Raw genomic sequence first — 17,766 nt, forward strand, 5'->3', positions numbered from 1 at the left:
TTCGTCTTGGGCCGGTATGGCCGTGTGCTGATGGTTCGGTGCTTGCGTTCCTCCTTTTGATGAGACGAGTGATCCGGGTCTTTTCGGTCGGCTCAGCCGGGCATTGCCGCACGCGAATGGCCGATCCATTCGCGCCGAAGCGCGGCGGCCCCTATGGCGCAGGACAGGACAGCACCGGCGAGCGCTGCGACGGCGCCGACAATCAGGTCGTGGCCGATTCCGAAGGGTGAGGCTGAGAGCATGATCGCCCGCATTCGAAGCATGTCGCGCTGCATCCGCCCGATCATCACGAGGCAACAGGCACAGGCGGCCAGCAGCGATGGCAGACCGGACCACGTCAGGTAGCAAAGCGTGATCACCACCGGGATAAACCCGAGGCCCATCCGGCTCAGCCAAGGCCTGTCGCCGGCGAGGAGGGCAATCGCGCTCTGGGTCGCCCCGACAAGGCAGACGCTCATACCGCTCCACTGATCCAGCAGCGCGTAATGCGTGGCGTAGCTTCCAGCGATTCCAATCTGTGTAGCGAGGATGCCGTTGCGGTTGCGCAGCAGCGGCCATGTGAACTGCCCGGCCAGGCCGGCCAATCCAAAGACCTGCGCCAGCGGCACTTCTGCGGAGAGGATCGTCAGGCTGGTCATCGTGTTCCTCATCTGAAATCGGACTATCTGGTCTGTTTTAAACATACCATTCAGTCTGTTTCAGAAGTCGGTCAGGGGACGTTTCAATTGTTTCCGGGAGGAACCACGTCGGGAATCTACAAATCCACCCTGCGCCATTGCTCGCGATCAGGATCCAAGCTAGCCTGAACAGACCGAATGGACTGATCCGAGGGTGAGATGTCAGAGAAGGGAGAGCGCTCGCGCGAGCACATCCTGGCGACGGCGAAGCGCCTCGTCATGGACAAGGGATTTGCCGGCACGTCGATCGACGACATTCTGAAGGCGGCCGGCGTCTCCAAGGGCGCCTTCTTCCACCATTTCCGTTCGAAGGCCGACCTGGCGTCGCAACTGATGCGCTGGCATTCCGCACAGGACATCCGGATGTTTCGCGACCTTGCCGCAAGGGCCGAGGCGCTGCATGACGACCCCTACGAGCAGCTGCAATTCTACCTAAAGGCCTTCGAGGGGTATATTTCCAACCCGACAGAGCCGTCGCGGGGCTGCATGTACGCGGTCTATACCTACGAAAGTGAAGCATTCGACGAGGACGTGAATGACGTCGTCGCGGAGACGTTGCGCGAGTGGAGCGCGATCTACATCCGCAAGTTCCAGGAGGTGATCGACCGTTATCCGCCCGCGCGACCTGTGACGGCCAAGGAACTGGCCGAGATGATCGTGTCGCTGATCGAAGGCGGCCTGATCCTCCAACGGGCCTATGGCAACACGGCGATCACCGCACGCCAGTCGGAGCACTTTCGCGCCTATCTCGACATGCTGTTTGCGCCATCCATGGCCGCCTCGAACTGAAACCTGGATGCCGGCCGTCTGATCAGCCGGTCGAGACCGGAAGATCGATGTGAAAGGTCGCGCCCTGCCCGCTGCTTCGATCGAGCTGGATCGAGCCGCCATGTGCCGCGATCACCCGGTGACAGAATGCCAGACCCACACCGGTTCCCTTGCCCTTGGACTTGGTCGTGAACAGCGGGTCGAAGATCCGCCCCTGGATCTGAGCCGGGATACCGGGGCCATTGTCGGAAATCACCAGTCGCACCAGGCCCGCATCCGGGCGTGCCTGCGCCTTGACCCGGATCAGGTCTCCGATCCCGGACTGGGTGATTGCCTGATCGGCATTCGCGAGAATGTTGATGATGACCTGAACCACCTGAATCTCGTCCACGCGCACCTCCGGCAGCGACGGTGGCAGGGACAGCTCGATTTCGACGGCCGTCCGGTCCGCATGGCTCTCGAGCGCATCCGTTGCGGTTTCCACGAGTTCCACCACTGAGGCGTCGGCAAGGTTCAGCGGCTGCTGTCGCGCCATGGACAGGAAGGTTCGAACGATGCGAACACAGCGGTCCGCCGCGTCGCCGAGCTTGTTCACCCGCTTGAGCGCCGCGTCGCCGAGGCCCTCCTCCTTCAACATGGTGGCATTGCCGATCACGACCGAAAGCGGGTTGTTCAGTTCATGCGCGACACTGGCGAGGAGTTCGCCGAGCGCCGACATCTTCTCCGACTGAAACGCGAGGTCCTTCTGCCGTTCCAACTCCGCCTGCAGGGCTATCTCGTCGCTCAGGTCGATCATGTTTGCGACGACGACTTCCTCGCCGCGGTAGTCGATCAGCCGCGCGGAGAGCGAGGCGGGGAATTCCGAACCGTCACCGCGCCGCCCGGTCACCCGCATGTCGTCGACCCGCGCGTCCGGCAGGAGGGCCGTGACGAAGTCGGCGCGTTCCTCCATCCTGGCGAAATGATCGCGGCTGTTGCGAACCGCGCCTAGCAGTTCCGTGGCGGCAGGGGTTCGATAGAGGATCTGGCCGTCGCCGATGCGAGACATCGTGAGGTTGGCGGGGCAGGCTTCGAGAACCTTCGACATCAGGACTTCCGCGAGTTCGTCCCCCGCGGCGCGACCGCGCATGTCTATCACCTCGGTCTGGATCATGGCGAAACCGCCATTCGATGTCGGCTTCAACCTGATCTCGTGGGCGTGCCCGCCGTCGTCGCGATGCTCGATCGGCTCCGTGGAAGCGCTCTGCGCACCCAGCATCGTTTCCGCCAGACGGAGGTCCTGACAGGCCGACCGATCGAGGGCACCATGACGTTCGGCCTCCAGCAGAAAGATATCCCAGGACGAGCCGTCCTGCAGGTACTGGCCAATCGCACCATAGCTTTCGCGGAAACTGCGGTTCATCGCCGAAATCCGACCGTCGGCGTCAAAGAACGCGACGGCCTCCTGCAGAAGGTCGATCACCTCGCGCACCGGCACCGCTTCGATGGCGGGATCTACGGTGGCGGAAGACATGTCGCTAGGCCGCCTCACGACACCCCATGCGCCTCGTTCTGGCTCGCCTCCTCAAGCAGGAACAGGCCACCCGGCGCTTCCGGCCGTACCTTGGCCGGCGGCAGAGCCGTCAGGGAGAAGCGCGAGTCCAGCAGGTCGCAGATGCTGGAATCCGCTGCGATCGACATGCCGGGTGCACGGCCCCGCGTCCTGCCCGCCAGTTCGACCGCGGGCCCGAAGACGTCGTAGATGTATTTCTGAACGCCAACGACGGATCCGACGACCGGCCCCGACGCCAGTCCGAGGCGCGCCTGCCACCGGATGGGATGGCTTTCGTTCCGGCGCGTCAGATAGCGCAAGAAGCGGACAGCCGCATTGGCGACGGATTCTGCATGGTTCAGCACCGGGTCGGGAACGCCGGAAACCGCGAAATAGCTGTCGCCGTTGGTACGAACGCGTTCGCAACCGAACTGCTCGCCGATCCGGTCGAAGGCCGTGTAGATGTCGTTCAATTCGCTGACGATCACGGCCGGGTCGTTGGCCTCGAGGATCTTGTCGAAGTTCTCGAAGTCGAGGGTCAGCACCGAGACGGACTCGAATATCCGCGGAGCGACCACTCCAAAGGACTTGTACTCCTCGTAGGCAGACCGCGGCATCATGTTGAGAAGGAGTTTCTCGACCTGCTCCTTCTCCCGTTTGATCTCGTGCGTATTCCGTTCGACCATCATGGAATAGGAATCGATCATCGACTCCAGCTCCTTGATCCGCGTGATATTCTGACAGACCAGAACCGCGATCGGTTCGGACGCGGTCCCGGCGCGGGTGAGGTCGATGGCGACCGTCATCCGGCGCCGCTTGAGCTTGAAGCTGGCCTCGCCCGTGAACTTGCCTCCGTCGGCCATCTCGCGGGACAGCGCCTCGAGGTCCAGTGACGGAAAGACGTCGCCGAGGCGGACACTCGCCTCCGGCCCGCCGAACCATTCGATGAATGTGTCGTTGCGAAAGTTCAGCTCGAGGGAACCGAGATCGACAAGGGCGACACCGACGCCGATTGCCCGCAGCAATTGTTCGTTGATGGCTTCGATCGTCATGTCAGCCGTCAACCAGCAGTTTTCGGCGTCCCTCGAAAGCCGCGAGCACGGTTTCGATATCGTCCTCTTCGACGTCGAACTCGCCAAGGGTCTCGGCGATGATCTCCTTGAGACGGTCGAAATGGAGCGGTGCGATCTCGAGGTTGTGGTGGGCCCTCTGGATATGGGTATCCGTAAACGAGGCAGGGCCACCCATGAGCGAGGCGACGAACTTGGTCTGGTGATCGATCAGGCGCGGCATGTCGACATCGTCGAAAAACGGACCGACGTCGTCGTCCTCCAGAAGCTGGTCGTACAGGCGCATAACGATCTTGCTGACCGTCGAAAAACCACCGTACTTGTCGAACAGGGACTTCTCCACGGGGCGGTCCTCCCCAGTTTTCCTGGTCTGCGGATGGCTTCACAAAGCTTTCCGCAAGGTAATTTCGTTATCCTGCCACCGACCGTCCACACGCACAAGAAATTCAGCGATCATCGGATCTGCGAGGCGGGCGGCGGTCAGATGCGGGATATGTCCGGCCTTGCCGATCACCTAATCCCGCACGAAGGGCACAGTCCCTCGCGGTGCCTGCGCGGGTCTTCAACGTCATCTCGTGGCCTCATGTTCATATCGAATTCCCCTGCAGATCCCGCCAACAGGTCATGGCCCCGAGGGGCTTCACACCGTGTTCGATTGCTTCCGTACGCATCTCAGGCAGCCAGGAAACCGGGCGCGAATGTCTCCGCCATCCAGGTCTGCTCGTTCTTCATCTCTCCGTTGAGCTGCTTGTGGAGCCGTTGAAGCTCCTGCAGGGACCAATCGAAGGAGGCGATCCGGTCCGTGATGCCGAACAGACCGCGCGACAGCCTGTCCCGTGTGTCCTGATAGCCGGCCAATGCATCCGCCGTCCCACGGATCACGGCATCGGCAAGGATCTCCGCATCGCGCAAGGCGTCCGTGATCCCATGCGCCGTGAGCGGATCCTTGAAATAGCCGGCATCGCCGACCAGCGCCCAGCCGGGGCCATGGCTGTGGCGAACATGTCCGGGCGCGCCGGCAAACATAATCGGATGCGACAGCGCCTCGGCCCCATCCAGAAGCGCGCGCAGCTCCGGATTGGTCCTTTCGGCGAGCAAGGCGAGGAGGTCTGCCGGCTGATGGCCTGCCTTGAGGATCCGGAACTCCTCAGCCGAGACGGCCGCAAAGACGCAATGTGCGCCCGCATTGGTCGGGATCGCGCCGGCGGCGGCATTGTGACCGTAGTACCAACGGTACCCATTGTCCTCGAGCCCGCCGAAGTAGCCATAGACACAGCCGGTCAGATGCGTGCTTTCCAACATGGTCCGAGCGCCAACCTGCCGGGCCACCGACGAGCGCCGTCCATCGGCGCCGATCGTGATGCCGGCGGAGACCCGGTAGGTCTTGCCGCGCGGATCGCTCAGCACCGCGCCGCTCACACGGCCTGTCTCGGGATCGAACGTCACCTCCCTGAGCGCCGTCCTGTGCCGGACGACGGCCCCTGCCCTGCGCGCCGCTGCTACGAGCTGCGCATCAAGGACCGCTCGGCGAGGCGCCATCAGGATCCCGACACCGTGGCCCGGGCGGATGTCCAGGGGAAGCGTCTGGGAGCCGTAGTGGAATGTCGTCCTGCGCACTGGCGGCACGCCCCCTGCGAGCAGTTCTTCCAGCAGCCCCCATCGGTCGAGCTGCATGACGGCGCCGCGCATCAGGGCATGGGTCGACATGGTGTCGGAGCCGGCTGCGTCCCTGTCGATCAGCAGCACATTGAGCCCCGCCCGGGCCAGCAACATCGCGGTTGCGGCACCGGCGCAGCGTGCGCCGACGATCAGGGCGTCGAAATGGTTCGATTCCGGGTGAGTTTGCATGATGGTCTCCTGAGTCAGGCAGCGGCGCGGCTTGTTCTTTCGAGATGTCGAGCGATCTCGACGGCGATCTCGATCGCGTCCTGCCCGACGCCATCGATGAAGGTGGAGTTCCGCCGGCGCATGAATGGCAGGCCGAGCGTGTAGAGGCCGGGACATGGGGTGATGCCCCCGGTCTGCAGAATCTCGCCCGCGGCATCGAAGACCGGCAACTGCAACCAGGGGTAGCTGCGCCGGAAGCCCGTGGCCCAGACGATGGTCCGGATTCCGGCCGACCGCAGGTCGAGACCGCGCAGACCGGCGCTGACCGGCATGGTCAGCGGCGCATGGGCTTCGCGCTCCGGCGCAGCGTCACCGGACGAATGGATGAATGCATCGATCCGAGAGAGCGTGCGTTCGCGCCGAGCCTCCGCCGCCAGGATATCGGCGGGCAGATTGTCGGCGAGGTGCACGATGTTCCCGCCGATGCTTTCGACCCGCCCGATGACCGTCACGCCCAGTCGGGACAGGCTCATCAGGTCGATGTCGCGCGGCGGAGAGGACCCGACCAGTTGCAAGGATGGCTGCGACAGGGCGCGTGCGTCCGCGACCGACGGATCCCGGCGCTCGGCCAGAACGTCGGACCGGTCCAGCCAGTCGAGGATATCGCGGCCGCGATAGCGCCGCGGCAGACGGACGTGCCCTCCCGCGGCGAGCGTCACCGGGCGGCCCGAGAGGTGGATCTCTTCGGCCAGTTGAACGCCGGTCGCAGAGGCGCCCACCACCAGCACCCCGCCCTTGTCGAGCTGTCCGGGGTGGACATAGGTCGCCGTCGTGACCTGTTCGATGTCACGCGCGACCTCATCGGCAAAGCCCGGAACGGCCGGCCGATCGCAGGCGCCGGTCGCAACGACCACCGACCGCGCTGTCCAGAGATCTGTCCGGGTAACGACGCAGAACCCATCCGCTGTCCGGCAGATGCCCTCGACGTCCGTGAATTCCTCGACCGGAGCGGCGAAGGAACGGGCATAGCGGTTCAACATGCCGACGACTTCATCCTTGTGCATGTAGCCGTCGGGATCGGCTCCCTCGTATCGCCAGCCCGGCAGGCGGGTCATCCAGTTGGGCGTCAGAAGGTGCAGGGAAGCCCAGCGTTCCGCCCGCCAGCGCTGCCCGACCGCGCCGCGGTCGAGAACGACGTGATCTATCCCCCGGCCGGTCAGGCAATGGCTCATGGCCAGTCCTGCCTGCCCGGCACCAATGATGAGAACATCTGTCTTGCGGATCATGCTCGGCTCCCCTGGTGCTCAGCCAGCGTTGAGACTGGCGATGAAGGTCCCGATACCGCGGCGCGACATGGGTTTGCGCGCCGCGTTTCGATGCATCAGGCGTTGGGCGTGGCGGTTGCTTCTGGCGAAACGGGCCATCGGTTTTCCCTTCGGTGTCAGGCGATCCAGCCGTCCCTGCGATCCGGGAGGATCCCGGGCAGGCGCAGGGCGCGCCAGGCGGCGCGGCGGATCGGATCGGGTGAAACGGGGGCGGAAACAGTGCGACGGGTCATGGTCAGATCACCTGAACCGGAGCACGGCGTTGCATCATGCGTGCGGCAGATGCATGGCGTTCGCGCAGATCGGGGTTCAGCCGGGGCGGGTTGCGAAACAGGGTCGGCAGCATGTGAGTTCCTTTCTGGAGTTGGGAAGGGTTGCGGCGGGCGGTGCCCGCCGCACAGGAGAGATCAGGCGTCGATGGTCACATCGACCACAGTGCCGTTGGTCAGCATGTCGAAGACAGCGGAGCGGGCGATCGACTGGCGAACGACCTTCTCCAGCTGCTCGACCGGGGCGTCGCCCTTGATCTTCACGGTGGCCCGGATGCCCTCGTATCCGTTGCGAACCTCGTCGTTCAGACCGAGGATGCCTTGCATGTCGATGTCACCCTCGACGGTGGTCTCGACCGACGTGAGGTCGATCTGGCGCACCGAGGCGATGTTGCCGACGCCGGCGGTCAGGCAGGCGGCGAGCGCAGAGAGAAGGTACTCGACCGGGGTCGGTGCCCGGTCGGCGCCACAGACGACGGCGGGATGGTCGCCCTCGATCACGAAATCCTGCGCCCTGCCCTGCTCCTCTCCGGCTCCGAAGAAGCCGTTGACGGTGGCGCGGCTATGGGTGCCGCTGACCCATTCGCCCCGGGCGCGGAACTGGAATTTCGCGGCGGCGGGCATGTCCTTGACGGCACCGATGGTGGCCAGGAGCGTCGGAACGTCGACGCCGTTCTTGGCGACCTTGGCGGGCTTTTCCATGACTGCGGTATTCATCAAAATGTCTTCCTGTCTGGTATGTGCTGTTGGATCGAACGACCGGTCTCGTTTGGCCGTGACAAAGGTTCTACGGCTGGCACATTTCAGTTCGCGGTCAGGAAGCGGGGTTCAGCGTATCAAATGTTTCGAATCCGAAGCCCCGTGTAACGGGCTGAAATACAGCACGAAAAAGCCCACCGGGCGCGCCGGCGGGCTTGATGATCGTACGGATGACAGGAGGCTCAGCCCTGACGTCGAGCGGCTTGGAGGTCGCTCCATTCCCTTTCCATGCACCGGGCCAGGTCTCGGATCTCGGCCTCGCCCGTTTCCCGGGAGATGACGGAGACCCGCAGCACGGTCTCCCCCTTCCATTCAGCCGTCCGGAAGAAATACCGGCCGCCTGCGTTCAGTCGCTCTTCCATCGCCGCGGTCAGGTTTTCGCCCCGCGCGCCATCATGGAAGGAGACGACGAGCTGGTTGAGCACGACCTCGTTGTGCACGCGAACGCCGGATAGCCCGCCGAGCAGGTCCCCGAGGAGTGCGGCAGCGGCGCAATGGCGCTCGATCATCTCGGCCACGCCCTGACGCCCCAGGGCGCGCAGCACCGCCCATACCGCGAAGCCGCGGGCCCTTCGGGACAGCTCCGGGCTGAACTGCGTCGGGTTGCGGCCGCCGTCCGGCGACTGCGTCAGATAGCTGGCAGTGATATCCATCGCCCGCACATGCGCCTCCGGGTCGCGCACGATGGCAAACCCGGAATCGTAGGGGACCTGCAGCCACTTGTGACCGTCGGTGGACCAGCTGTCCGCACGATCCAAGCCGTCGGCAAGGTGCTTTCGCCCCGGCGCGGCCCGCGCCCAGAGACCGAAGGCCGCGTCCACATGCAGCCAGGCATCGTGTTCGCGCACGAGGTCGGCCAGGGCATGGAAATCGTCGAAGGCGCCGGTGTTGATCTGGCCGGCCGTCGCGAGGACGATCTTCGGCCCTTCCGTCCCCGCCATACGCTGCGCGAGTTCCGGCACCGCCATCCTGCCGTCGCCATCCGTCGGAATCCGGACGATGTCGCGATTGCCGATCCCGAGATACCTGATCGCGGCCAGGTTCGAGGCGTGCGTGTCCGCCGCGACGAAGACTGTGACGGGCGGCGCATGGGCAAGCCCCAAGTCGGCGAAGTCGTGACCCGACCTGCGCAGCACCTCGCCGCGCGCGGCCGCGAGGCAGGTAAACCCGGCCATCGTGGCGCCCGTGCTGAAGCCCACGGATGCGGTGCGGGGAAGATCGAGCAGATCGAGCAGCCAGCCGGCGGCGACCTCCTCCGCCGTGGCGGCGGCCGGAGAGCATTGGTAGATGCCCGGGTTCTGCCCCCAGGCCGAGGTCAGCCAATCCGCGGCGACGCCGACGGGATGCGAAGCCCCCATGACCCAGGCATGAAACCTTGCGTCCGTATTGCCGACCAGCCCCGGCTCTGCCGCGGCAATCAGGTGACGGATGACGCCCTGCCCCTCCTCGGGAGCGTCAGGCAGCGGGCCGCCGAAGGCATGGCGCAACTCCTCCAGGCTCGCGGTGGGATGGATCGAGCGCGCGTTGGCGTCGGCTCGAACCGACGAGGTCGCGCCCGTGCGCCAAGCCGCGCCATGATCCGCGGCGAGTTTCATAGCGTCTCTCATGTGGCCCCCTCGATCCGGCGGCAGAATGCAATCCAGTTTCATCATACTACCTTGCGTGAAGCCATTTGGGCAGGAAGGAATAGGCATCGCACTCCATGCCGGGATCGAAGGCCACGGAGGCCTTGGCCAAGGCAGCCTGCAACTCCCCGGAATTGAACGCATCGAACGTCTCCGTCGCGCCGCCGATCGACTGACCGCCGACGAATACCTGGGGAATGGTCGGCGCGCCTGTCATGTCGCGCAACACGGCGCGGTAACGCGTGCTTCTGCCCGGGTCGCCGTCGAGAAAAGCCACTGAATCGAGATCCACACTCTCGTAGTCAATGCCGGCTTCCGCGAACATGTTGCGAACCGACCAGGTGAACTCGCACCATTCCAGCGCGAAGATCACGACCGGTTTGCTTGCGACGAGTTCCTCGACCTCCGCCCGGGTCGCCGGATCCACGACCGGCTCTGTCTCGGTCGCGGCGGGCGCAGGAGCCGGGGAGGTCACGTCGAAGCGGTAATTCGGGGTGGAGCGCGAGAGGTCCATTTCTTCTTCGGTCATGTCCTCGGGCACATCGGCAAAGAGAGGCGTCGAAAGATAGCGCTCGCCGGTGTCGGGCAGCATGGCGAGGATCCTCGACCCCTTCGGCGCCGTCCTTGCGATCTGCAGCGCGGCGGCGAAGGTCGCCCCAGAACTGATGCCGCAGAAGATCCCTTCGCGTGCAGCCAGTTCCTTGGCGCAACGGATTGCATCATCGCCGCTCACAGGGCTGAACGCGTCGATATGGCCGGCGTCCAGAACCTGTTGCGCGAGCTGGGAAATGAAGTCGGGCGACCAGCCCTGCATCAGGTGCGGACGCCAGCTCGGATGACTGCCGACGGCCGCACCATCGGAGCCGAAGCCCTGCGCCACGCCGGAGTTCAACAACTGGGAATTGTCGGGTTCGGTGGCAATGATCCTTGTCCTGGGGCTGCGTTCCTTCAGGACGCGGGCGACACCGTTCATGGTGCCGCCGGTACCGAAGCCGGAAACCCAGTAATCCAGTCCATCCTCTCCGAAATCCTCAAGGATCTCGATCGCCGTGGTTCGGGCGTGAATCTCGGAGTTCGCCGGGTTGTCGAATTGCTTCGTCCAGTACCAGCCGTGCTTTTCCGCGAGTTCCTTCGCCTTCGCGACCATTCCGGTGCCCTTCTCGGAGGCCGGCGTCAGAACAACCTTTGCACCGAGAAAGCGCATGAGCTTGCGGCGCTCGACCGAAAAGCTCTCGGCCATGACCAGAACGAGCGGATAGCCTTTCTGGGCACAGACCATCGCCAGCCCGATACCGGTGTTGCCGGAGGTGGCCTCGATGACCGTCTGGCCGGGCGTCAGCTCTCCGCTCCGTTCCGCGGCCTCGATCACGCCAAGCGCCAGCCTGTCCTTGACGGAGCCAAGCGGATTGAACGCCTCGCATTTCACGTAGAGCTCCACACCCTCGGGCGCGATGTTGTTTATACGAACGACGGGGGTCTTGCCGACGGTGTCGAGAATGGACGATTTCAGGTTGGACATATGCTTGGCCCTCGAATGAAATGGATACGGTCAGGAATTCTCAGAAGCCCGAAGCGGACAGCATGGGCTGGCGCGCGGCGTGCACGTGACGGGTACCTCTCGCGGATTCCCACACATCGGCACGCAGACGATTGTCCGGCGGATATCCGGAGGTTCGGCGCGGCACGAGCACGTCCATGGCGCCATCGATCCTGTAGTGGCTGTTGCGGTTCCGTTGGGCGCTCATGGTTTCGGTCCTCTCGAATGAAATGCCGTGGCTGCAATGCCGATGCAGGAAAGACTGCTCATCCAGCGTTGCGGGCCCGTGTCAGAAACGCCGGGAAAGTGTTTCGAAAGCATCAGGACGCGCGCCGCGCCGCTGACAGCCGATCGCCCTGAAATCACGCCCAAAACCGCGACACCCGACCGTTTCCCGTGACCCGCGCTGATACAATTGAAACGTTTCCCGCCGGGAGTGAAAACGCGGTGAAACACCCGCGGTCCAGTGTCGGGACATGAACCAGCACCCCGCTTCCTCTCCTGCTACAGTCCCCTCGCCGGACACCGTCCTGCTGGACGCGATCGAGGCGCTCTCCGAGGGCATTGCCGTCTTCGACTCCGAGCGGCGCCTCGTCATCAGCAACGAGCGTTTCGCGGAGATGCTCGGCCCGATCCGGGACATGATCGTGCCCGGACTGCGGTGGGAAGACATGCTGCAGGCCTGCGTGGCCGGCGGGATCTACGCGGACGTCTCCGACCGGGACCGTGAGTGGCGAGCGAAGGTCGGCGCCGACGGCCCGCAGGACGTCGAGATTTCCCAGACCGACGGATGCGTCTACGCGATCCGCTACAATGCTACACCCTCGGGAGGGTTCGTCATCGTCCGAAACGACGTGACGGTTTCGCGTCAGAACAAGCGGCTGCTGGAAGAGAGCGAGGCGCTTCTGAGCAACATTCTGGGCACGAACCCCACCCCCGTCGTCATGTCGCGCCTTCGCGACGGGTTGATCCTGTACCGCTCACCTGCCGCGCGGGACCTGTTTGGAGAGACCGTGAATGCCGTTGAGCATTACGAGAACCCGTCCGACCGGGAACACTACGTCCGCGCTCTCCGCAAGGAAGGCAAGGTGGACGATTTCCGGATGGTCTTCCTCGGAGCAGATCGCAGCCGCATTCCGATGTCGGCCAACGGACGGCTCACGCAATACGACGGCGAAGCCTGCGTGGTGACGGCACTGGTCGACCTTCGAGACTCCGCTGCCCGCGAGGCGATTGCCCGGAAGGTGGTCGAGAACTGCCCCGCGCCGATCCTGATGACCGACGCGGAGAGCGGCCAGGTCCTGTTCCGCAGCCCCGAGATCGACCGGATCTTTGGCAACAAGTCCAACACCAAGAACTTCTACATCGATCCGTCGGACCGTGAGGGGTTCCTCGACGCCCTGCGCAAGGACGGGCTCGTCCTCGACTACAAGGCACGGTTCCATCGCGCCAACGGAGAGCCGTTCTGGGGCGCTGTTTCCGCCCGGATGTTCGATTACGAGGGGCGGGATGTGATCGTCTCCTACTCGCGGGACCTCACCGAGCAGATCGAAACGGAGGCCACCTTCTCGAGGAGACGGGAACGGCTGTTCCAGAACGAAAAGCTCTCCGCTCTGGGCGGGCTGCTTGCGAACGTCGCCCACGCACTCAACAACCCGCTTTCGGTGGTCTCCGGAAATGCACTCATGCTGGAGGAAGAGAGCCAGGATCCGGAGGTCGCTCGCAAGGCCAGACGCATCGGCGAGGCCGCGGCCAAGTGCACGGATATCGTCCGGACCTACCTGACGATGGCCACAAAGGAGGATGCGGCGCTGGAACGCTCGGACATCAACGAGATCGTGGGAACCGCGCTGGACGTGGTTCGGCATGAGCTCGGAGAAGACGGCACGGTTGCCACCGCGGACCTTGCCCCCGAACTTACGCAGGTTCTCGTCGATCCGGACCAGATGGCTCAGGTCGTGATAAATCTGCTGCAGAACGCCCATGCCGCGATCTCGGATGCCGGCAAGGGCAGCCGGATCCGGGTGACCACCGGCGCGGCGCCCGAGACCGGTTGCATTCGTCTTGTTGTCGAAGATGACGGCCCGGGGATCTCCGAGGACATCGCGAGAAAGATCTTCGAGCCCTATTTCACGACCCGGGGCGTCGGAAATGGCAAGGGGGTCGGCCTGACGTGGTGCCACAGCACCCTGCAGGCCTTTGACGGGCAGATCCACATCGACAGGACGTACCGGAATGGCGCCCGCTTCGTCATCGACCTTCCCGCCGTGAAAGCCACCCCCGAGGCCACGCAGGAAGACGGCGAAGATGAAACGACTGCCCGCATCCTCGTTGTCGACGACGAACCGGATGTCGCCGATCTCAACGCCGAGATCCTGCAACGCGTTGGATACGAGGTGACGATCGCCTATTCTGGGGCCGAGGCAATCGAGGCGATGGAGGGAACCGCATTCGATTGCATCCTGTGCGACCTGAACATGCCCGAGACAGACGGGAGAGCGGTGTACGATCATGTTCGCCGCTGCCATCCGGACAGCCTGTCGAAGATCGGGATCGTGACCGGTGACACGATGGGACGCGCGTCGCAGACCTTTCTGCTGGAAGCCGCGCGCCCCTATCTCGAAAAGCCGGTCTCGCCAACGGAGCTGCGGGATTTCGTGGCCGGTATTCTTGCCGGAGGAGGCAGATGATGACCGATGCGGCACAGCCGACCATTCTCGTTTGCGATGACGAGGTCGATCTCTGCGAGATGCTCTGCGAATATCTCGGCAAGCGGGGCTTCGAGGTCATATCGGTTCATGATGCCGCCCAGATGCGCGCGCGACTGGCGGAAACCGAGGTCGACCTCATCCTGCTGGATGTGAACATGCCCGGCGAGGACGGTCTGACGGCGCTGCGTTCGCTGCGCGCCGATGACAAGACGCCGGTGGTCATGCTGACGGCGGCCGGGGAGACGATCGACCGGATCGTGGGACTTGAGATGGGAGCGGACGACTATCTCGGAAAACCGGTCGACCTCCGCGAGCTGGAAGCACGCATCAAGGCAGTGCTGAGACGCGCCCCCGCGCAGGCAGAGGCCCCCGCGAGCGCAAATGGCAGGGCTTCCGTGCCCTTCGGCTCCTATACGCTAGATCTCGACGCGGCGAAGCTCTTTCGGGAGACCGGCGAGGAAGTCCCTCTGACCGCCATGGAGTTCCGCCTTCTCAAGCTCTTTGCCGAGAACCGCTCACGCGTGCTGAACCGGGACCAGATCCTCGAGCAGGCGCACGACCGATCCTGGGATCCGTTCGACAGAAGCATCGACATCCGGATTTCCCGGTTGCGCCGAAAGATCGAGGCGAACCCTCAAAAACCCGGCCTGATCAGGACCGTGCGCGGGATCGGTTACGTGTTCGATCCGGACTAGACGCCTGGCCGGACGCACCAAGGGCGGGAATGACGCCAGCCTGCCCGCTGTTGCCGAAGCCTCGGGCCGCTGTAACCGTATCGGAAACATGTCCGGTCCATGTGGGATAGGCCGTGGGCAGTAGCCGCTGCAACGAGTGCCCAGCAGGGCTTCTTCAGCTTTCGCTTTCACCGCCGATGCCGTCCTCTCGCTGCTCAATCCACTGAGCCGGGATCCTGGCAGAGATGGAGTGAGATCCCGCCTTCCCTCCAATGCGAGGCAAATCTTCCACAAGTGCCACAGAATTGCCCTCGTTCCGGACTAGATCTTAACGCGGGGGCAGGAAGGCGAAGCGGTGGCACGACCTGACCTCACGTGGTCCCCCCAGCAGGAACCCGAGTTCCCGGGACCTTCGGCATGTTCGGTCCAGCCGCATGTGGCAGAGACCGTGGTTCCTGCTCGCATCCACCAGCTTTCTCCCTGACCGACCCTCCCTGAACCCGACACGTCGAGGATACCCATGGCCCGCCCCAGCGACCCGCTTTTCGACACGCAATGGCATTTCGATCTGATCGGAGACATCGAGACGATCTGGAACGACTACGCAGGGCGCGGCGTGACCGTTGGCGTCTATGACGACGGTGTCGAATACACCCACCCCGACCTTGCGGCGAACTACGATCCCACCCTCCACTTCACAGACAGCGGCGGCACGACCTACGACCCGATGACGACGACCAGCGTGCATGGCACGGCGGTTGCCGGGCTGCTGGGCGCGACCGCGATGAACGATGCCGGCGGAGTCGGCGTCGCACCGGGCGTGATGATGACCGGCGTGAACTTCGTCGGCGACATCCAGTTCCAGCCGGACGCAGAGACGCTCTCGCTCGAGGCCTTCGCCTGGGCAGGCAACTTCGACATCATGAACAACAGCTGGGGCGAGGCCGCGGGATACGGCTACCTGCTGAAGTTTCCTTACGGTCCGTCCTTCTTCGGTGGCGAGGTCGACCCCGAAGCCCCGGGTAGCCTAGCGGACCCGACCAGCCGCGCATCCGCCTGGCACGACGCCTATGCCGGGATCGCGGCGACGGGTCGGGACGGGCTCGGCACGCTCATCGTGCAGGCCGCGGGCAACGACGCGCGCAATGCCAATGGTTACGCGCTCAACGCGTCGAGGTTCACCATCACCGTAGGATCGACGGATGCCACAGGCGCCGCCGATGCCTTTTCGAACTGGGGCACGTCGCTGCTGTTGTCGGCACCGGCAGCTTCGGTGACCACGGACCTGTCCGGCTCCAACGGGGTGAACACCAACCGGGACGATGGCGATTACTTCGACGGCTTCTCGGGAACGTCGGCCGCGACACCGTTGGTTTCCGGCGTCATCTCCCTGATGCTCGAGGCCAACGACGCCCTCGGCTGGAGGGACGTACAGACGATCCTCGCCACGTCCGCCGCCCTTACCGGATCGACCTACGGAGGGGCAGCTTCCGGACTGGAGATCTCGAACTGGGACTCGAACGGGGCCAGCAACTGGAACGGCGGCGGCATGAGTTTCCATTTCAACTACGGTTTCGGAATGGTGGACGCCTTTGCCGCGGTTCGAATGGCCGAAGCCTGGTCACGATTCCATTCCACGCCTCAGACATCGGCCAACGAACAGCACGTCTCGGCGAGCTACGGTGGTGACGCCGTTGCGATCCCGGACGACTCGGCTGCTTCGGGGACCGCGGGCACGCCGGCCGAGATCGATCTGGTGGTCTCCGAGAACATCGAGATCGAGTCCATCGCCGTGAAGCTCGGCGTGACACACGCGCGCGCCGTCGACACGGTGTTCTCGCTGGTGGCGCCGGATGGCACGGAAATCCCGTTTCTCGTCCGCGAGGGCGAGGAATATGTCTACACCGCAACCTTCGAAAGCGGGGACGCGCTCATGGAGAACGGCTTCGAATGGACATTCGAGGTCACCGCCTTCCGCGGCATGTCGACCGCGGGCACCTGGACGCTGAAGGTCGAGGATTACAACGCCGACGGAAAGACCGGACAGATCGACGGCTTCAGTCTCGATTTCTACGGGGCGTCGGCGAGCGTCAACGACGTGCATCATTTCACGGATGACTTCCTGGAACTCAGGTCCGCCGAGCCCGGACGCGGCACGATCAGCGACACGAACGGCGGCAAGGACTGGTTGAACCTCGTGGCGGTCTCGGGGCCGGTGACGCTCGATCTCGAGCAGGGAACTCTGTCCGTGGACGGCGCCGCATGGGCGAGCATCGCCGCCGGCAGCGCGATCGAGAACGCGGCCGCTGGCGATGGCAACGACGTGCTCGCCGGAAATGGACTGAGCAACACGCTTCGCGGGGGACGCGGAGACGATCGGATTTCGGGCGGCGACAAGGTCGATTGGCTCTACGGTGAAAAGGGCCACGACAGCCTTTACGGCGATGCTGGCAAGGACCGGATGTGGGGTGCCGAAGGCAATGACTTCCTCGACGGCGGCAAGGGCGGAGACCGGGCCTGGGGCAACGGCGGCAAGGACTCGCTCTACGGCCGAGGCGGCAACGACTTGCTTCTGGGCGGATGGGGTGACGACCGGCTCGTCGGCGGCTGGGGCGCGGATGTGCTCGACGGGTCCCGGGGGGCGGATGTCCTGCAAGGAGGGCGCGGCGCCGACGTCTTCGTGATCGCTCCCGGCGATGGGTCCGATCTCATCAAGGACTTCGAGGACGGCATCGATCGGCTCGACCTGACCGGGTTCGGCTTTGCGAACGAGGCATCGGCACTGGCAGCGGCGACCCAGGTTGGCAGCGCGGTCGAGTTCGCCCTTTCAGGCAACGATGTCCTGAGGATCCTTTCGGTCACCGTCGCAGACCTTGCCGGGGATATTCTCGTCTGAGCCGCAGCGCATGTTCGCGCCTGCGCCTGGTTCAAGAAGGCCCGAGCCGCCTGTGCCGACGGGCCGACCCAACTCGGCTCGGGTATTTCGGTAACTC

At 64.3% G+C, this 17,766-nt stretch carries 14 protein-coding genes and 1 pseudogene; 4 read left to right on the forward strand and 11 right to left on the reverse strand.

The window, feature by feature from the left end:
- Positions 1-92: 92 nt before the first annotated feature.
- Entirely contained in the window at positions 93-638 is a 546-nt protein-coding gene (locus CHB86_RS08310) for a YgjV family protein (protein WP_176442809.1), read from the reverse strand.
- A gap of 198 nt (positions 639-836) precedes the next feature.
- On the opposite strand from CHB86_RS08310, the gene CHB86_RS08315 reads away from it, so the two are divergent.
- Positions 837-1,466: a TetR/AcrR family transcriptional regulator gene (locus CHB86_RS08315; protein ID WP_089232520.1), complete on the forward strand. Its 630-nt coding sequence runs from the start codon at positions 837-839 to the stop codon at positions 1,464-1,466.
- Positions 1,467-1,488: 22 nt separating this feature from the next.
- Here the strand turns inward: CHB86_RS08315 and CHB86_RS08320 are convergent, their stop codons facing one another.
- The 10 genes and pseudogenes from CHB86_RS08320 to CHB86_RS24140 all read right to left on the reverse strand — a co-directional run bounded on the left by CHB86_RS08320 (position 1,489) and on the right by CHB86_RS24140 (position 11,596).
- Positions 1,489-2,958 carry an ATP-binding protein gene (locus CHB86_RS08320; protein ID WP_089232521.1) on the reverse strand — a complete coding sequence of 490 codons (1,470 nt, stop codon included), beginning with the start codon at positions 2,956-2,958 and terminating at the stop codon, positions 1,489-1,491.
- A gap of 14 nt (positions 2,959-2,972) precedes the next feature.
- Complete coding sequence (locus CHB86_RS08325) at positions 2,973-4,028, reverse strand: adenylate/guanylate cyclase domain-containing protein (protein WP_089232522.1); 1,056 nt, start codon at positions 4,026-4,028, stop codon at positions 2,973-2,975.
- A gap of 1 nt (position 4,029) precedes the next feature.
- Positions 4,030-4,389, reverse strand: a complete 360-nt coding sequence (locus CHB86_RS08330; protein ID WP_089232523.1) for a group I truncated hemoglobin — start codon at positions 4,387-4,389, stop codon at positions 4,030-4,032.
- Positions 4,390-4,718: 329 nt separating this feature from the next.
- Positions 4,719-5,894 carry an NAD(P)/FAD-dependent oxidoreductase gene (locus CHB86_RS08335; protein ID WP_089232524.1) on the reverse strand — a complete coding sequence of 392 codons (1,176 nt, stop codon included), beginning with the start codon at positions 5,892-5,894 and terminating at the stop codon, positions 4,719-4,721.
- 14 nt (positions 5,895-5,908) lie between these two features.
- Positions 5,909-7,159 carry a flavin-containing monooxygenase gene (locus CHB86_RS08340; protein ID WP_217898281.1) on the reverse strand — a complete coding sequence of 417 codons (1,251 nt, stop codon included), beginning with the start codon at positions 7,157-7,159 and terminating at the stop codon, positions 5,909-5,911.
- Positions 7,160-7,605: 446 nt separating this feature from the next.
- A complete protein-coding gene (locus tag CHB86_RS08345; RefSeq protein ID WP_089232525.1) occupies positions 7,606-8,184 on the reverse strand; it encodes an OsmC family protein in 579 nt (192 codons plus the stop codon).
- 224 nt (positions 8,185-8,408) lie between these two features.
- Positions 8,409-9,821 carry a pyridoxal phosphate-dependent decarboxylase family protein gene (locus CHB86_RS08350; protein WP_217898282.1) on the reverse strand — a complete coding sequence of 471 codons (1,413 nt, stop codon included), beginning with the start codon at positions 9,819-9,821 and terminating at the stop codon, positions 8,409-8,411.
- A gap of 58 nt (positions 9,822-9,879) precedes the next feature.
- Entirely contained in the window at positions 9,880-10,326 is a 447-nt protein-coding gene (locus CHB86_RS25030) for a glutaredoxin domain-containing protein (protein WP_281251212.1), read from the reverse strand.
- A gap of 6 nt (positions 10,327-10,332) precedes the next feature.
- Positions 10,333-11,370: pseudogene (cysK, locus tag CHB86_RS08355) on the reverse strand (cysteine synthase A); the annotation flags it as partial.
- Between the two features lie 40 nt (positions 11,371-11,410).
- The gene (locus CHB86_RS24140; RefSeq protein WP_141134847.1) at positions 11,411-11,596 is read right to left on the reverse strand and encodes a hypothetical protein; all 186 of its coding nucleotides are present in this window, start codon (positions 11,594-11,596) and stop codon (positions 11,411-11,413) included.
- Between the two features lie 268 nt (positions 11,597-11,864).
- Here CHB86_RS24140 and CHB86_RS08360 point away from each other — a divergent pair, with 268 nt between their 5' ends.
- The 3 genes from CHB86_RS08360 to CHB86_RS08370 all read left to right on the forward strand — a co-directional run bounded on the left by CHB86_RS08360 (position 11,865) and on the right by CHB86_RS08370 (position 17,669).
- Entirely contained in the window at positions 11,865-14,078 is a 2,214-nt protein-coding gene (locus CHB86_RS08360; RefSeq protein ID WP_089232528.1) for a hybrid sensor histidine kinase/response regulator, read from the forward strand.
- Positions 14,078-14,794 (forward strand): response regulator, encoded by a 717-nt coding sequence (locus CHB86_RS08365; RefSeq protein WP_089232529.1) that lies wholly within the window; start codon positions 14,078-14,080, stop codon positions 14,792-14,794. Before CHB86_RS08360 ends, CHB86_RS08365 begins: the two co-directional genes overlap by 1 nt.
- A 499-nt stretch (positions 14,795-15,293) precedes the next feature.
- A complete protein-coding gene (locus CHB86_RS08370; protein WP_089232530.1) occupies positions 15,294-17,669 on the forward strand; it encodes a S8 family serine peptidase in 2,376 nt (791 codons plus the stop codon).
- Positions 17,670-17,766 lie beyond the last annotated feature (97 nt).

It is taken from the genome of Tropicimonas sediminicola (genome assembly GCF_900188335.1).
In the GTDB taxonomy this organism is placed as follows: Bacteria; Pseudomonadota; Alphaproteobacteria; order Rhodobacterales; family Rhodobacteraceae; genus Tropicimonas; species Tropicimonas sediminicola.

What these genes read in the sequence shown, in the direction of transcription:
- CHB86_RS24140 (WP_141134847.1), bottom strand. Translation starts at nt 11,596, where the DNA reads ATGAGCGCCCAACGGAACCGCAACAGCCACTACAGGATCGATGGCGCC.
- CHB86_RS08315 (WP_089232520.1), top strand. Translation starts at nt 837, where the DNA reads ATGTCAGAGAAGGGAGAGCGCTCGCGCGAGCACATCCTGGCGACGGCG.
- CHB86_RS08370 (WP_089232530.1), top strand. Translation starts at nt 15,294, where the DNA reads ATGGCCCGCCCCAGCGACCCGCTTTTCGACACGCAATGGCATTTCGAT.
- CHB86_RS08345 (WP_089232525.1), bottom strand. Translation starts at nt 8,184, where the DNA reads ATGAATACCGCAGTCATGGAAAAGCCCGCCAAGGTCGCCAAGAACGGC.
- CHB86_RS08365 (WP_089232529.1), top strand. Translation starts at nt 14,078, where the DNA reads ATGACCGATGCGGCACAGCCGACCATTCTCGTTTGCGATGACGAGGTC.
- CHB86_RS08350 (WP_217898282.1), bottom strand. Translation starts at nt 9,821, where the DNA reads ATGAAACTCGCCGCGGATCATGGCGCGGCTTGGCGCACGGGCGCGACC.
- CHB86_RS08325 (WP_089232522.1), bottom strand. Translation starts at nt 4,028, where the DNA reads ATGACGATCGAAGCCATCAACGAACAATTGCTGCGGGCAATCGGCGTC.
- CHB86_RS08340 (WP_217898281.1), bottom strand. Translation starts at nt 7,159, where the DNA reads ATGATCCGCAAGACAGATGTTCTCATCATTGGTGCCGGGCAGGCAGGA.
- CHB86_RS08335 (WP_089232524.1), bottom strand. Translation starts at nt 5,894, where the DNA reads ATGCAAACTCACCCGGAATCGAACCATTTCGACGCCCTGATCGTCGGC.
- CHB86_RS08360 (WP_089232528.1), top strand. Translation starts at nt 11,865, where the DNA reads ATGAACCAGCACCCCGCTTCCTCTCCTGCTACAGTCCCCTCGCCGGAC.
- CHB86_RS08320 (WP_089232521.1), bottom strand. Translation starts at nt 2,958, where the DNA reads ATGTCTTCCGCCACCGTAGATCCCGCCATCGAAGCGGTGCCGGTGCGC.
- CHB86_RS08310 (WP_176442809.1), bottom strand. Translation starts at nt 638, where the DNA reads ATGACCAGCCTGACGATCCTCTCCGCAGAAGTGCCGCTGGCGCAGGTC.